General features: G+C 63.5%; 12 protein-coding genes and 1 tRNA gene. 7 read left to right on the top strand and 6 right to left on the bottom strand.

The genetic code is table 11. The features are described 5' to 3' along the window. Positions 1–5 precede the first annotated feature (5 nt). Positions 6–992 carry a M14 family metallopeptidase gene (locus tag ACTJK4_RS03680; RefSeq protein ID WP_440816090.1) on the top strand — a complete coding sequence of 329 codons (987 nt, stop codon included), beginning with the start codon at positions 6–8 and terminating at the stop codon, positions 990–992. On the opposite strand, the gene ACTJK4_RS03685 is transcribed toward ACTJK4_RS03680, so the two are convergent. Continuing rightward, a complete protein-coding gene (locus ACTJK4_RS03685; RefSeq protein ID WP_440816093.1) occupies positions 989–1,657 on the bottom strand; it encodes a TetR/AcrR family transcriptional regulator in 669 nt (222 codons plus the stop codon). The genes ACTJK4_RS03680 and ACTJK4_RS03685 overlap by 4 nt on opposite strands. A 119-nt stretch (positions 1,658–1,776) precedes the next feature. On the opposite strand from ACTJK4_RS03685, the gene ACTJK4_RS03690 reads away from it, so the two are divergent. Both ACTJK4_RS03690 and ACTJK4_RS03695 read left to right on the top strand, forming a co-directional pair. Continuing rightward, the gene (locus ACTJK4_RS03690; RefSeq protein WP_316868962.1) at positions 1,777–3,315 is read left to right on the top strand and encodes a flavin-containing monooxygenase; all 1,539 of its coding nucleotides are present in this window, start codon (positions 1,777–1,779) and stop codon (positions 3,313–3,315) included. 23 nt (positions 3,316–3,338) lie between these two features. Next, on the top strand, positions 3,339–4,295 hold the full coding sequence (locus tag ACTJK4_RS03695) for an alpha/beta fold hydrolase (RefSeq protein ID WP_316868366.1): 957 nt from the start codon (positions 3,339–3,341) through the stop codon (positions 4,293–4,295). Between the two features lie 82 nt (positions 4,296–4,377). Here the strand turns inward: ACTJK4_RS03695 and ACTJK4_RS03700 are convergent. Both ACTJK4_RS03700 and ACTJK4_RS03705 read right to left on the bottom strand, forming a co-directional pair. Continuing rightward, positions 4,378–4,454, bottom strand: a tRNA-Met gene (locus ACTJK4_RS03700). A 48-nt stretch (positions 4,455–4,502) separates the two neighbouring features. Further along, positions 4,503–6,206, bottom strand: coding sequence for an MFS transporter (locus ACTJK4_RS03705; RefSeq protein ID WP_232042038.1), 1,704 nt, complete (start codon positions 6,204–6,206; stop codon positions 4,503–4,505). Positions 6,207–6,708: 502 nt separating this feature from the next. Here ACTJK4_RS03705 and ACTJK4_RS03710 point away from each other — a divergent pair. The 4 genes from ACTJK4_RS03710 to ACTJK4_RS03725 all read left to right on the top strand — a co-directional run bounded on the left by ACTJK4_RS03710 (position 6,709) and on the right by ACTJK4_RS03725 (position 11,303). Beyond that, the gene (locus ACTJK4_RS03710; protein ID WP_232042039.1) at positions 6,709–7,017 is read left to right on the top strand and encodes a DUF485 domain-containing protein; all 309 of its coding nucleotides are present in this window, start codon (positions 6,709–6,711) and stop codon (positions 7,015–7,017) included. Beyond that, positions 7,014–8,744, top strand: a complete 1,731-nt coding sequence (locus ACTJK4_RS03715) for a cation acetate symporter (RefSeq protein ID WP_316868369.1) — start codon at positions 7,014–7,016, stop codon at positions 8,742–8,744. Before ACTJK4_RS03710 ends, ACTJK4_RS03715 begins: the two co-directional genes overlap by 4 nt. Positions 8,745–8,809: 65 nt before the next feature. Further along, complete coding sequence (locus ACTJK4_RS03720) at positions 8,810–10,636, top strand: DUF294 nucleotidyltransferase-like domain-containing protein (RefSeq protein WP_440816098.1); 1,827 nt, start codon at positions 8,810–8,812, stop codon at positions 10,634–10,636. Positions 10,637–10,652: 16 nt separating this feature from the next. Continuing rightward, positions 10,653–11,303 carry a 3'-5' exonuclease gene (locus ACTJK4_RS03725; protein ID WP_440816100.1) on the top strand — a complete coding sequence of 217 codons (651 nt, stop codon included), beginning with the start codon at positions 10,653–10,655 and terminating at the stop codon, positions 11,301–11,303. Positions 11,304–11,311: 8 nt separating this feature from the next. Here ACTJK4_RS03725 and ACTJK4_RS03730 read toward each other — a convergent pair whose 3' ends face one another. Genes ACTJK4_RS03730 through ACTJK4_RS03740 form a run of 3 tightly spaced genes read right to left on the bottom strand, consistent with a single transcriptional unit; the run spans position 11,312 to position 13,894 of the window. Then, positions 11,312–11,623 (bottom strand): sodium/substrate symporter small subunit, encoded by a 312-nt coding sequence (locus ACTJK4_RS03730; RefSeq protein ID WP_232042043.1) that lies wholly within the window; start codon positions 11,621–11,623, stop codon positions 11,312–11,314. Beyond that, complete coding sequence (locus tag ACTJK4_RS03735; protein ID WP_232042044.1) at positions 11,620–13,188, bottom strand: sensor histidine kinase; 1,569 nt, start codon at positions 13,186–13,188, stop codon at positions 11,620–11,622. The genes ACTJK4_RS03730 and ACTJK4_RS03735 overlap by 4 nt, the downstream gene beginning before the upstream one ends. Continuing rightward, positions 13,181–13,894 carry a response regulator gene (locus tag ACTJK4_RS03740; RefSeq protein ID WP_232042045.1) on the bottom strand — a complete coding sequence of 238 codons (714 nt, stop codon included), beginning with the start codon at positions 13,892–13,894 and terminating at the stop codon, positions 13,181–13,183. Before ACTJK4_RS03740 ends, ACTJK4_RS03735 begins: the two co-directional genes overlap by 8 nt. Positions 13,895–14,060: the final 166 nt, after the last annotated feature.

The raw sequence follows: 14,060 nt of genomic DNA on the forward strand, positions 1-14,060 counted from the left end.
TTCGCATGATGACCCTGGAGGCGCTGCGCGCCACGCTGCCGGTCTACCCGATCGAGTTGCACAAGCCTGATATCCGCCGTTGGAAAGCCGGCACGCACGGCATTGATTACGTACATACGTTCGACAGCGGGATGTCTGGCCCGCACGTGATGATCAACGCGCTCACGCATGGCAATGAGCTGTGCGGGGCGATTGCGGTAGATGCGCTGCTGACGGCCGGCGTGCGGCCGGCGCGTGGCCGCCTCACGCTGTCTTTCGCCAATGTGGAGGCGTACGAGCGTTTCGATATCAACGATCCGGATGCCACGCGATTTATCGACGAAGACCTGAACCGCGTGTGGTCTGCCGACAAGCTCGACGGCCCCGGCAACACGCTGGAACTGCGTCGCGCGCGTGAGTTGCGCCCGGTGATCGACACGGTCGACTATCTGCTCGATATTCACTCGATGCACGAAAAGGCGGAACCGCTGATGCTGACTGGTCCGCATGCGAAAAGCGTCGCGTTGGGCCGGCAGGTCGGTGCGCCTTCGCACCTTATGATCGATGCCGGCCATGCTGCGGGCCGACGCCTGCGCGATTACGGCGGCTTTGGGGATGCCGCCAGCCCGAAGAACGCGCTGCTGATCGAATGCGGCCAGCACTTTGAATGCGCGAGCCGCGATGTGGCACTGGACGCGTGCGCGCGTTTCCTGGTAGCGCTCGGCACCGTCGACCCATCGACGGTATCGGATTGGCTGGGGATTGCGCCCGCGCTGGATGTGCGTTGCATTCGTGTGACGGATCCGGTGGTCGCCAAATCCACGGCCTTCCGCTTTGCCGACGACTATCGCGGTATGGAAACCGTTGAGCGCGCGGGCACCGTCATCGCCACCGATGGAGAACTGCAGATCATTACGCCGTACGATAACTGCGTGCTGCTGCAGCCGTCGCTGCGGCATCTGGCGCCCGGCGTCACCGTGGTCCGGCTGGGCAAGCCGGAAGGCACGGCTTAAGCGCCCAGCATGGCGCGCAACGTGCCGAGCACAACCTGCCGGCAGTTGCGCACCATCTTGTCTTCGGGATCGCGATAGCCTGTCAGAAGCCATGCTGCACCGACGTTGGTCAGGGCACCCACGAGCGCCAGGCCGATGATGCGTTGATCGGCGCGCAGCCCGGCATCGTCGTCATTGTGGGTGCCGGGCAGTTGGGCATTCGCCATGATTTGCTTGCCGAACTCCAGCAGGTTGCGCTGGTAGGTCGCGTCCGTTTCCGGGCTCACGCCCATTACTTCCAACAGCAGCACGCGCGCCGCGCAAGGGTCACGCAAGAAGGCGAAAAACGCGTGCAGGCCGGCGTCGATACGAGCTTCCAGCGTGCCTTGCGCAGCGGCGGTGGCTTCTGACACCTGCGCGCGCAGGTCTTCGGCATGTTGTTGGTAGGTCGCGCGCAGCAGCGCTTCGGTGCTGTCGAATGCGGCGTAAAAGTACCGGTCATTGAGCCTCGCTTCCTGGCAGATCGCCCGCACGGTGGCCTTCCGAAAACCCACCGTGCCGAAGACGCGCGTGCCGGCGCGGATTAACGCATCCCGGCGTTCTGCAGCACGTGCTTCTGGCGCCACACCGCCATACGGGCGGCCTTTCTTGGCGGGTGCGTCGGCCGTTTCAAGTGTTTTCTCCATTTCGCTATTTGACGTCAGGACGGCCAAAAATTAAAGTGGTGACGAATCACACCACATTTAGTACGAAATTTGCCACGCCTGCCCCACGGCTGCAAACAGGAGACCGCATGGATACGACGATGGAGCGAAGCGCCAGCCCGGGCGCGCCCCGCAATCGGGCAACCGCACCCGATACAGACCTCGACGTGCTCATCGTCGGCGCGGGCCTCTCGGGCATCGGCGCGGCGTATCACCTGCGCGAGCGCTGCCCGTCGGCACGCTTCGCCATCCTTGAAGGGCGCGAAACCATCGGTGGCACGTGGGATCTGTTCCGCTATCCCGGCATCCGATCCGACTCAGACATGTTCACGCTCGGCTACAGCTTCCGGCCGTGGCATAGCAGCAAAGCCATTTCCGACGGCCAGACGATCCTCGATTACATCCGCGACACCGCACGCGTGTTCGGCATCGACAAATCGATCCGCTTCCGCCACAAGGTGACGGGTGCGAGTTGGGATTCCACCGCCGCGCGCTGGACCGTGCAAGCCAAGCGCAGCGATGGCGCCCGCGAGGAACCGGTGCAGTTCACCTGCAAGTTCCTCTACATGTGCAGCGGCTACTACGACTACGAAGAGGGTTACGCCCCGACGTGGCCCGAGATGGACGCGTTCCAGGGCCGAATCGTCCATCCGCAGCATTGGCCGAACGATCTGTCGTATGCCGGCAAGCGTGTGGTGGTGATCGGCAGCGGCGCCACGGCCGTCACGCTTGTGCCCGCGATGGCCGGCAGCGCGCAGCACGTGACGATGCTGCAGCGCTCGCCTACGTACATCGTCTCGCGGCCCGAGCAGGATGCCGTGGCCAACACGTTGCGTCGCTGGCTGCCGTCGGGCCTTGCTCACCGGCTGGTGCGCACGAAGAACGTGCTGCTGACGATGTACTTCTACAGCCTCGCCCGCCGCAAGCCCAAGGCATTCAAAGACTTCATCATCCGCATGGCCGGTAAGCAGATCGGCCCCGGCTTCGACGTGCGCAAACACCTCACCCCGCGCTACAACCCGTGGGACCAGCGTCTGTGCCTCGTGCCCGACGGCGATCTGTTCAAGACGATCCGCGCGGGCAAGGCGTCGATTGCGACCGACGAAATCGCGCGCTTCACGCCGACCGGCTTGCAGCTCAAGGGCGGCGAGCATCTGGATGCGGACGTAATCGTGACCGCCACAGGGCTCAAGCTGAAGGTGCTGGGCGGTGCGGCCATCACCGTCGACGGGCGTGCTGTGAATTTGGCCGAGACGGTGTCGTACAAGGGCATGATGTACAGCGGCGTGCCGAACCTGGCGTCGTCGTTCGGCTATACGAATGCGTCGTGGACGTTGAAGGCAGAGTTGATCGCGCAGTACGTTTGCAGGCTGCTCAACCACATGCAGTCCAACGGGTTTGATACCTGCGTGCCGCGTCTGGACGACGAAGCCATGAGCCGCGAGCCCGCCGTCGATCTGACGTCCGGCTACATCCAGCGCGCCGCGGCCATCCTGCCCAAACAGGGTGACAAGCAGCCGTGGAAGTCGTATCAGAACTACGCGCGCGATCTGATGATGCTGAAGTTCGGCACACTGGCCGACAGCGCCATGCAGTTTGAACGCCGCGCCCATCCGATCGGCGCGGCACAGCCCGCTTAACCGCCTGCCGCATCGGGGACACAATGACCAGCACCATTCTTGGCGTCATCGCATTTGCACTCCTGGCGCCTATTACGTTCACTTTCTTTATCGCGCGCCGCGTCACAAAAGGGTTTCCGCCTGAAGGCAAGTTCATTGATGTCGGGGCAGACCGCGTGCATTACACCGATCGTGGCCAAGGCCCCGCCATCGTGTTCGTGCATGGCTTGTGCGGCAACCTGCGCAACTTTGCGTATCTGGATATGGATCGGCTGGCGCGTTCGCATCGCGTGATCGTGATCGATCGGCCGGGGGCAGGGCGGTCCGTGCGCGGGGCGGAATCGCCGGCCAACATCTACGCGCAGGCGCGCATGGTCGCGCAGTGCATCGAGAAGCTTGGACTCGACAAGCCCGTGCTGGCGGGGCATTCGCTTGGTGGGGCAATTTCACTGGCGGTGGGGTTGAACCATCCGCACGTCGTTCGCCGGCTCGCGTTGATCGCGCCTCTCACGCACGCTGAGAGCGCGCCGCCCGGTGCGTTCGGGGGCTTGGTGTTGCCGTCGCCGCTGGTGCGCAGGCTGGTGTCATGGACGCTTGCGATTCCCCTGTCGATCATCAGTTCTCGCAAGGCGATCGCCGCGGTGTTCGCGCCTGAAACCATGCCGAGGGATTTCCCGTTCAAGGGCGGCGGCTTGCTGGGGCTGCGTCCGCACGTGTTCTATGCGGCATCGTCGGATCTCGTTTCTGCGCCGGAAGATCTGCCCGACATGGAACGCCGCTATGCCTCGATGACCGTGCCGGTTGACGTGCTGTACGGTCGCGGTGATCGCATCCTCAACGTCAAACGCCAGGGCGAAGCGCTCAAGCAGAAGCTCGATCGCGTGAACCTGCGCATCATTGACGGCGGCCATATGCTGCCCGTGACGCAGCCGGCGTTGACGACGGATTGGGTGTTGGCGGTTGCCGCTGCGGCGCCTGCGTACGCCGAGGCGCTTGCGTAGCCTGGCCCCCTATGCGGGGCTAGGGACGCACGGAAGCAGCAGAAAAGCAAAAAGCCCTGCCGAAGCAGGGCTTTTTGGTGTTTGGTGGCGAATCAGGGACTCGAACCCCGGACCTGCGGATTATGATTCCGTCGCTCTAACCGACTGAGCTAATTCGCCGAAGAAGCGGGATTCTACCGTCTTCGGCGAATATGTCAACCCCCTGCGTCAGTCGTTGCGATAAATATCCACATCCTTGGTTTCACGCACGAACAGCACACCGATCACGAAGGTGATGGCCGCGATCCAGATCGGGTACCACAAACCGTGATAGATATTGCCGTTCTGGGCCACCAGGGCGAACGAGATGGTCGGCAGCAGGCCCCCGAACCAGCCGTTGCCGATGTGATACGGCAGCGACATCGACGAGTACCGGATGCGTGTGGGGAACATCTCCACCAGCATCGCCGCGATCGGGCCATAGACCATGGTCACATAGATCACCAGGATCACCAGGATCACCAGCACCATGATCGTGTTCATCTGGGCGGGATCGGCCTTGGCCGGATAGTTGGCTGCCTTGAGCGATTCGCTCACCTGCTTCTTGAAGTCGGCGATCTTGGCCTTGCTGTCGGCGTCGAAGTTCTGGCCGTCTGCCGTGCGCGTGGCGTTGAGCGAGGTGATCTGCTTACCCGCGATCGAGACCGAAGCGACCGTGCCGGCTGGGCCTTCGACCGTCTCGTAGCTGGCCGACGACTGGGCCAGCGTGCGCTTGGCGATGTCGCACGACGAGCGGAAGTCCACCTCGCGGGCGATCGGGCTGCCCTGGAATGAGCACTCCTTCGGGTCGACCGTGATGGTGATCTGCGCAGTCTGCTGGGCGCGCTCCAGCGCCGGGTTGGCGTAGTGCGTGAGCGCCTTGAACAGCGGGAAGTAGGTCAGCACCGCCAGCAGGCAGCCGGCCATGATGATCTTCTTGCGGCCGATGCGGTCAGACAGCGACCCGAAGAACACGAAGAACGGCGTGCCGATGGCAAGCGCCACGGCAATCAGCACGTTGGCCGTGAAGGCGTCGACCTTCAACACCTGCGTGAGGAAGAACAGCGCGTAGAACTGGCCCGTGTACCACACCACCGCCTGGCCGGCGGTCAGGCCGAGCAGCGCCAGGATCACGATCTTCAGGTTGCGCCATTGGCCGAAAGCTTCCGTCAGCGGGGCTTTGGAGGTCTTGCCCTCGGCCTTCATCTTCTGGAACGCGGGCGACTCGCTCATCGACAGACGGATGTACACCGACGTTGCCAGCAGCAGGATCGAAACCAGGAACGGGATGCGCCAGCCCCAGTCGTCGAACGCCTTGCCGGTCAGTTCACGCACGGCCAGGATGACGACCAGCGAGAGGAACAGGCCCAGCGTAGCCGTCGTCTGGATCCACGACGTGTAGGCACCGCGACGCCCGTGCGGCGCATGCTCGGCGACATACGTGGCAGCGCCACCGTACTCACCGCCCAGCGCCAGACCTTGCAGCATGCGCAGCGCGATCAGAATGACCGGTGCGGCAACGCCAATCGTGCCGTACGACGGAAGCAGACCGACGACGAATGTCGACGTACCCATGATGACGATGGTCACCAGGAACGTGTACTTGCGCCCGATCATGTCGCCCAGGCGGCCGAACACCAGCGCGCCGAACGGGCGCACCAGGAAGCCGGCGGCAAACGCCAGCAGTGCAAAGATGAAGCCCGCCGTGGGGTCCAGGCCCGAGAAGAACTGCTTGGCGATGATGGCCGCCAACGAGCCGTAGAGATAAAAGTCGTACCACTCGAACACCGTCCCCAGCGACGAAGCGAAGATGACCTTCTTCTCCTCCTTTGTCATGGGCGCGGGCTGTACACGCCCAGCGGGCGCGTTCGGTGCACTTTGCACGGTTGCCATGTTGTCTCCTGTTTTTTTCGTAGGTCGTCCCGCTGGGCACGGACATGACAACGCAAACGCTTTTCGCCCGCGGAAGTGTCAACGATTGTGGGAGCCGAAACTTACGGCGTTCTGACAGGCATGTGCTTTTCAATGCACGCGATCGGTGGCCGAGATTTCAAGAAAATCAAGCACTTGGACTCGCCTCGATCCTTCAGTGGGATGCGTGCGCTGCATCATCCGGGAGCCGCCTTGTGCCCGCAGTGCCAGCCGGTATGTGCGCCTCCTGCGAATGTGCATACGCACAAGATGCACGCGCGTTGCCACCGTCGTTTGGGGCGAAGGGACCCGGCCCGCGGCCCATTTGCTGCTGGACGTTGCGCACTGTTTCTTACGTTGTTTTGCGGCGCTAGGGAAAACCACTATCGCAGGAAACCGCCACCGGCGGCGTGAGTAAGAGTTCAGTCAGTTTCGCTATCCAGAATCGCCGCACACATTCCAAAAGCAAACCAGGAGACAGGCGATGCAGGATGGATTGGTAGGAAAAATCGAGGCGCATCCGAAATACGCGCAGCTCAAACAGCGGCGCAACAAGCTCGGAATCGTTCTGACAGTGCTGATGCTGGCTGTGTACTACGGCTACATCGCGCTGATCGCGTTCGATAAGGCGTTTCTCGCCAAGCCCGTGGGCACGGGCGTGATGAGCGTGGGCGTGCCCGTCGGTATGGCGGTCATCGTCTTCACCATCGTCATTACCGGCATCTACGTGCGCCGGGCCAACAGCGAATACGACCAACTGACGCAGGACATCTTGAAGGACGTCGCCAAATGAAGAAGATGCTTTCGATTCTGCTGGTGGCGCTGCTGGCCGCTGGCGCCTGCGGAGCAGCTCTGGCTGCCGGCGGCGATGTCGGACAGACCGCCAAGCAGGAAACCAACACCACGGCCATCGTGCTGTTCGCAGTGTTCGTGGCCGGCACGCTATGGATCACGAAGTGGGCAGCCAAGCGTACGCGCTCCGCGGCAGATTTCTATACGGCGGGCGGTGGTATCACCGGTTTCCAGAATGGCCTGGCCATCTCGGGCGACTACATGTCGGCAGCGTCCTTCCTGGGCATTTCGGCGGCCGTGATGACCTCCGGCTACGATGGCCTGATCTATTCCATCGGTTTTCTGGTCGGCTGGCCGATCATCACGTTCCTGATGGCCGAGCGGCTGCGCAACCTCGGCAAGTTCACCTTTGCGGACGTGGCGGGCTACCGGTTTGAGCAAGGCCCCATCCGCAGCTTTGCCGCAGTTGGCACGCTGGTGGTGGTGGCGTTCTATCTGATCGCTCAGATGGTCGGTGCAGGCCAGCTCATCAAGCTGCTGTTCGGGCTGGATTACTGGATCGCGGTGGTCATCGTGGGCGCGTTGATGATGGTCTACGTGCTTTTTGGCGGTATGACCGCAACCACCTGGGTGCAGATCATCAAGGCGTGCATGCTGCTTGCCGGCGTGACCTTTATGGCGATCATGGTGATGGCGCAGTACGGCTTCAGCCTGGAAGCGCTGTTCGCCAAGGCCGTGCAGGTCAAGACGGCCATTGCAGCCAATGCCGGCAAATCGCCCGATGAGGCAGCCAAGATCGGTCTGTCTGTGATGGCGCCGGGGGGCTTCATCAAGGATCCGATCTCGGCCATCTCGTTCGGCATGGCGCTGATGTTTGGCACCGCTGGTCTGCCGCACATCCTGATGCGTTTCTTCACGGTGCCCGATGCCAAGGAAGCACGCAAATCGGTCTTCTGGGCAACCACCTGGATCGGCTACTTCTACATCCTGATCTTCATCATCGGCTTTGGTGCGATCACGCTGGTCTTGACGAACCCGGAACTGTCGGACGTGGCCAAGGGCGTCATCAAGGGCGGCGCGGGCACGGCCAACATGGCAGCCGTGCTGGTGGCCAAGACGGTCGGCGGCGATGTGTTCTACGGCTTCATTTCGGCCGTGGCATTTGCAACGATCCTTGCGGTGGTGGCGGGTCTCACGCTGTCGGGCGCTTCGGCGGTGTCGCATGATCTCTACGCCACGGTCTTCAAGCACGGCAAGGCCAACAGCGCAGATGAACTGAGGGTGTCGCGCATCACCACCCTGGTGCTCGGCGTGATTGCCGTGTTGCTCGGGATCGCTTTCGAGAAGCAGAACATCGCGTTCATGGTGTCGCTGGCGTTTGCGGTGGCGGCGTCGGCCAACTTCCCGGTGTTGTTCCTCTCGATGCTGTGGAAGGGCTGCACCACGCGCGGTGCGGTCATTGGCGGGTTCCTGGGGCTGATCTCGTCGGTGGGTTTGACGATCGTTTCGCCGTCGGTGTGGGAAGCCACGCTCGGTTATCCGAAGGGCTCGGCGTGGTTCCCGTACACGTCGCCCGCGCTGTTCTCGATGACGATCGGCTTCGTGGGCGTGTGGCTGTTCTCGGTGCTCGATAGCAGCGTTCGCGCCAAGAACGAGAAGGCGTCGTTCGCCGCGCAGCAGGTTCGCTCTGAAACGGGCCTCGGTGCGGCTGGCGCATCGGGCCACTGATCGGCAATTCGCCACGCTGATGGGAGGCGGGTGACGCGATTGCATCGCCCGCCTTCAAGGCGACCATGCCCAGCGCTTTCAACTTCAACGTCTGGCCGTTCGACTGCCTCAACCAGGACGAGCAGCGCCTGGTGCGCGATGCCGTCGACATCGGCTACTACCCGCAAGGGCAGATCATCCTCGATACGGGTGCCGCACCGCTGCACCTGTTCTTGATCATCAAAGGCCACGTCGCCCAGTACGACGGCGACGAGCTGATCGCCACCTATGGCCCCGACGATTGCTTTGACGGCCGGGCGCTGGTGGCCGGCAAGGCGAGCAGCCGCTTCGTCGCGGCTGAAGAAGTCGTCGTCTATCAGGTTGCGCGCCAGGCGATGCGTGACCTCATTGCGGCCAACGCCACCTTTGGCGCGCTGCTGTTCTCGGACCTTGGCAGTAAGCTCAGTGCCATTGCCCAGCGGCAAAGCATGGAGACGATGCAGTCGCTGGCCGTCTCGCGCGTGAGCGATGCCTTCATCCGGCCTGCCCATTTCGTTGATGCCGCCACCGACGTGGTCTCCGTGGTCAAGCTGTTCCAGGCACACAACACTTCCAACGTGCTCGTGCGTGATGGCACCAGCAGCCCGCCGCGCATGGGCATCTTCACACGCAGTTCTTTGCAGCGCGCCGTCCTGCAAGGCACACCGCTGGATCGTCTGCCGGTAGGCCAGATGAGCCAGTTCTCGCTCATTACCGTGCCGGCCTCCGCGCAGATCGGCGACGCCCTGACGCTGATGCTGCGCCATCGCGTTCACCGGCTCGTCGTCACGCAGGGGGACGACATTCTCGGTTTGCTCGAATCACTGGATGTGTTCAGCTTCCTGGCCAATCACTCGTATCTGCTGACGGTGCAGATCAACCTCGCCCAGGACTTGGACGCACTCGCGCAGGTGGCCGCGCAGATCACGCGGATGGTCGCGCTGCTCACCCGTGGCGGCTCGCGCATTGACCACGTTGCCAGCCTCGTGCGCGAAATCAACGCGCGGCTGTTTGAGCGGGCCTGGCAGATGATCGCCCCCCGGGAACTGGTGGAAAACAGTTGCCTGTTCGTCATGGGCAGCGAGGGGCGCGGCGAGCAACTGCTCAAGACCGATCAGGACAACGCGCTGGTGCTGCGCGATGGCTACGTGCCTCCCGCTGATCTGCAGCGCATCGTCACGCGCTTCTCCGATGCGCTGGCCGCGTTCGGCTATCCGCCTTGCCCGGGCGGCATCATGCTCAGCCGGCCCGAGTGGTGCATGAGCGCGAGCGACTTTGCGCGACGCATTCGCGAATGGCTGATCCTTCCGAGCCCCGAGGGATTGATGCATCTGGCCATCTTTTTCGATGCGCATGCGGTGTGCGGCGATGCCGCCTTGCTCAAACAACTGCGGCGGACGCTGCTGGAACTGACGATCGACAATGACGCGGTACTTGGCCGCTTTGCCGCTGCCGTTGAAGCCTTCAGTGCCGCGCCAGGCTGGCGGGATCGCCTGCTCGGGTTTGGCGATTCCGACCCAGTGCTCGACGTGAAGAAGGAGGGCATCTTCCCGATTGTCCACGGGGTGCGCAGCCTTGCGCTGGCCCACCGCATACTCGACGAGACCGGCACTGTGCCGCGCCTGGATGCATTGGTGCGCGCCGAGGCCCTCGACGCGCACATGGCTGCCGAGTTGAGCGAGAGCCTGCATTTCCTGATGACGCTGCGGCTCAAGGCCGGGCTGGCGGAAATCGATGCGCATCAACCCGTGTCGTGCGACGTGCACCTGTCGCGCCTGTCGTCGTTGGAGCGCGATCTGCTCAAGGATGCGCTGAGCACCGTAAAACGCTTCAAGGCGCTGCTGCGGCAGCGCTGGCGGACCGAGTGGATGTGAAGATGGACGGGCAGTCATGAACGGACGGCTCTCCGACTGGCTGCAGGCACTGCAAAGGCGGCGCCAGTTGCGCAGGTTGCGCGATCCGGCGTTTCGCTTCCTGTTCGAGGCCCCGCCACCAGACGAGTGGGTCGCGCTCGATTGCGAGACCACAGGCTTGAACGTGCGCACCGACGAGATCATCTCCATCGGCGCCGTCCGTATCGTCGGCAATCGCATTCTGACCAGCCAGCGCCTGGAAATGCTCATCAGGCCGTGCGGGGAGATGCGCGCAGATAGCATCTGCGTGCATCGTCTGCGCAACCGCGACCTGGACAGCGGTGTATCGATCGAGCAGGCCGTTCATGCACTGCTGCACTTCATCGGCAGCCGGCCATTGGTGGGTTACTACCTTGAGTTCGACGTGGCAATGCTCAATCGGGTGGTGGCGCCCATGCTTGGCATCGGCTTGCCGCAGCCCAAGATTGAAGTCTCCGTCCTGTATTACGACTATCAGTTCCGGCAGCTGCCGCCGTATCGGCAACAGGGCGACCCCGATCTGGATCTGCGCTTCGCCACTGTCATGGAGGGATTGGACTTGCCGACCTGGGACGCGCACGACGCGCTTAACGACGCGGTGATGGCGGCGTTGGCCTTTGTGAAGCTCCGCCATCTGGGTGCCGCGTAACGTCCGGGTCAGATGGACGGCGGGTGGGATGACTTAGATGCCTCGCCTTGCGCCGTTTCGTCGTCTTGTGTGGCCGCATCCGCGGCGCGGTTGGTGCGCCACGCATAGAGGACTGTAATCAGCACATACACGATGGGCGCACCCTGCGCGCCGACCCAGTAGGCGAACGTCCAGTCCGAGTTGAAGAAGTGCGTCGACAGGTCGCGCGCAAAGAACGCGACCACGAACGTCACCACAAACCACACCGCGAGCAGCGCCGCGATCCAGCGCATGTTGGTAATCCACCGGCGGCGTGCCGGGGTTCCGGGCGTAATGCTCATGCGTTGGTTTCCTCGCCCCGCGAGCAGAGGTGCAACGTGATGCGAAAGCGCGCCCCCGCCAGCCGCGGCGACGCCTGGTACACGTTGTCGAGCACCTCGATGTCGCCGCCATGCTGCTGCACGATCTCGCGCACGATGGCCAGGCCGAGCCCGCTGCCCTCGGCTTGTGTGCCGAGAATGCGGTAGAAGCGCTGCATCACGCGTTCGCGCTCGGCCACCGGGATGCCGGGGCCGGTGTCGTCCACGTCGATGAAGACAAACGGCTCGAATGGCGCCGTAGTCACGCGCACGGTGACATGTCCGCCGTCGGGCGTGTAGCGGATCGCGTTGTCGAGGAGGTTGTTGAGCATCTCGGCGAGCATCGTCGCATTGCCCGAAATCATGACCGGCGGCCCCGGCTCCTCAAAACCGAGATCGATCTGCTTGGCCCACGCCTTGGGCAGCCAGTCGGCCACCACCTGGCGCGACAGCGCGCAGATATCCAGCGGCACCAGACCGTCGGTCGCGCCCATGTTCTCCATGCGTGCCAGCGAGAGCAACTGCTTGACGAGGTGCGCCGTGCGATCCGAACTGTCGGCGATATGCGCGAGCGTGCGGCGCAGTTCATCGGGCGATTGTTCGCGCTGGGCCAGCTCGGCCTGCATGCGCAGCCCGGCCAGCGGCGTCTTCATCTGATGCGCGGCATCCGCAATGAAGCGCTTCTGCGTATGCACCGATTGCTCCAGCCGCCCCAGCAGATCATTGAACGACGCTACCAGCGGCGTCAGCTCCTGGGGCGCGGCGCCTTCATCGATGGGGCTGGTGTCGCCCGGGTTGCGCGCGCGAATGCGTTCCTGAATCGCATTGAGCGGCGCCAGCCCGCGCGTGAGGCCGAACCACACCAGTATCACCGCCAACGGCAGGATCACGAACTGCGGCAGGATCACGCCCTTGATGATTTCGTTGGCGAGTTGCGCGCGCTTGTCGAGCGTCTCCGCCACCTGCACCAGCGCGGGCTTGCCGTCGGAGCCCGGCCGCTGCACGAAGGTATATGCAACACGAATCTCTGCGCCGTGGATGTGGTCGTCGCGCAGTTGCACGAGGCCACCGGCGTTGGCGTCTTCTTCGGGCGGCAGCGGGAGGTCGCGATCACCCGAGACAAACTCACCGTTGGTGCCGAGCACCTGGTAGTAGATGTTGTCGGTTTCGTCGGCACGCAAAATTTCGCGCGCCGAGATCGGCAGTTGCAGCGTCACGCGTCCATTCACCTCGCGCAGTTGCTGGCTGAGCACGATCGCGCTCGATTCCAGCGCGCGGTCATATGGCGCATTCGCAATCGACTTGGCCACCAGGTACGTCACCGCAATGCTCATCGGCCACAGCAACAGCAGCGGCGCGAGCATCCAGTCGAGAATTTCGCCGAAGAGGGATCGGGCGACGGGCCGCGTGGCGTCGTCTTCGAGGTGGGGGAGGGTGTCGGCGAGGTCGCTGTCCTCGTCACGGCCATTGGGCCCGGGCGCCGCATCGCCGCGCTCGCGCAGCGACGCGCGATGCCGACGCCACGGCCAGGCCAGCCGATCACCCATGGGCAGCTGTCGCGGTGGTGGTCGTTGGGGTGGCCATGCGTTCCAGGCAATAGCCCAGCCCGCGCACGGTCGCGATGCGGATGCCTTCCACCTCGATCTTCTTGCGCAGCCGGTGGATGTAGACCTCAATGGCGTTGTTGCTGACTTCCTCGCCCCAGCCGCACAGGTGGTCGACCAGTTGCTCTTTCGACACCAGGCGGCCGACGCGCGCCAGCAGAATCTCCAGCAGCCCGATCTCGCGCGCCGACAGTTCCACCACCTGATCGTGGATATAGGCGATGCGCCCGACCTGGTCGAACGCCAGCGGCCCATGGCGCACGAGCGTGGCGCCGCCGCCGGTGCCGCGCCGCACCAGCGCACGCACGCGCGCTTCCAGCTCGGATAGCGCGAACGGCTTGGCCATGTAATCGTCGGCGCCCAGGTCCAGGCCCTTGACGCGTTCTTCCACACTGTCGGCGGCGGTCAGGATCAGCACCGGCAGCATGGCCCCGCGCGAGCGCAGGCGTTTGAGGACCTCCAGCCCCGACATGCGCGGCAGGCCCACGTCGAGAATCAGCAGATCATAGGTCTGTGCCGTCTGCGCGGACAGAGCCGCGTCGGCAGTCGCCCCATCGGAGGCTTGGTCGACGGCGTAACCCGCCTGGCGTAGCGAGCGTGTGAGCCCGTCAGCCAGCGTGGCGTCGTCTTCGGCAATCAGGATGCGCATGCGTGTCTCCCCGCGATGCCGGGCAAGATGTCTTGCCCATCCCGCCCGCTACATTGTTTTCGCGCGACATATGTTCTGGAGACTTGTCAAAACCACTGGTTTTTTATACAGTACTCCGAATTCGCGGTGCTGTAGTCTTGGCGGCGCTAAAGTCATGGAATGGGTC

The organism is Ralstonia sp. 22111 (genome assembly GCF_052045895.1).
Classification (GTDB): Bacteria; Pseudomonadota; Gammaproteobacteria; order Burkholderiales; family Burkholderiaceae; genus Ralstonia; species Ralstonia wenshanensis.

Coding starts and splice junctions, on each gene's coding strand:
- ACTJK4_RS03680 (WP_440816090.1), top strand. CDS start 6: ATGATGACCCTGGAGGCGCTGCGCGCCACGCTGCCGGTCTACCCGATC.
- ACTJK4_RS03685 (WP_440816093.1), bottom strand. CDS start 1,657: ATGGAGAAAACACTTGAAACGGCCGACGCACCCGCCAAGAAAGGCCGC.
- ACTJK4_RS03690 (WP_316868962.1), top strand. CDS start 1,777: ATGGAGCGAAGCGCCAGCCCGGGCGCGCCCCGCAATCGGGCAACCGCA.
- ACTJK4_RS03695 (WP_316868366.1), top strand. CDS start 3,339: ATGACCAGCACCATTCTTGGCGTCATCGCATTTGCACTCCTGGCGCCT.
- ACTJK4_RS03705 (WP_232042038.1), bottom strand. CDS start 6,206: ATGGCAACCGTGCAAAGTGCACCGAACGCGCCCGCTGGGCGTGTACAG.
- ACTJK4_RS03710 (WP_232042039.1), top strand. CDS start 6,709: ATGCAGGATGGATTGGTAGGAAAAATCGAGGCGCATCCGAAATACGCG.
- ACTJK4_RS03715 (WP_316868369.1), top strand. CDS start 7,014: ATGAAGAAGATGCTTTCGATTCTGCTGGTGGCGCTGCTGGCCGCTGGC.
- ACTJK4_RS03720 (WP_440816098.1), top strand. CDS start 8,810: ATGCCCAGCGCTTTCAACTTCAACGTCTGGCCGTTCGACTGCCTCAAC.
- ACTJK4_RS03725 (WP_440816100.1), top strand. CDS start 10,653: ATGAACGGACGGCTCTCCGACTGGCTGCAGGCACTGCAAAGGCGGCGC.
- ACTJK4_RS03730 (WP_232042043.1), bottom strand. CDS start 11,623: ATGAGCATTACGCCCGGAACCCCGGCACGCCGCCGGTGGATTACCAAC.
- ACTJK4_RS03735 (WP_232042044.1), bottom strand. CDS start 13,188: ATGGGTGATCGGCTGGCCTGGCCGTGGCGTCGGCATCGCGCGTCGCTG.
- ACTJK4_RS03740 (WP_232042045.1), bottom strand. CDS start 13,894: ATGCGCATCCTGATTGCCGAAGACGACGCCACGCTGGCTGACGGGCTC.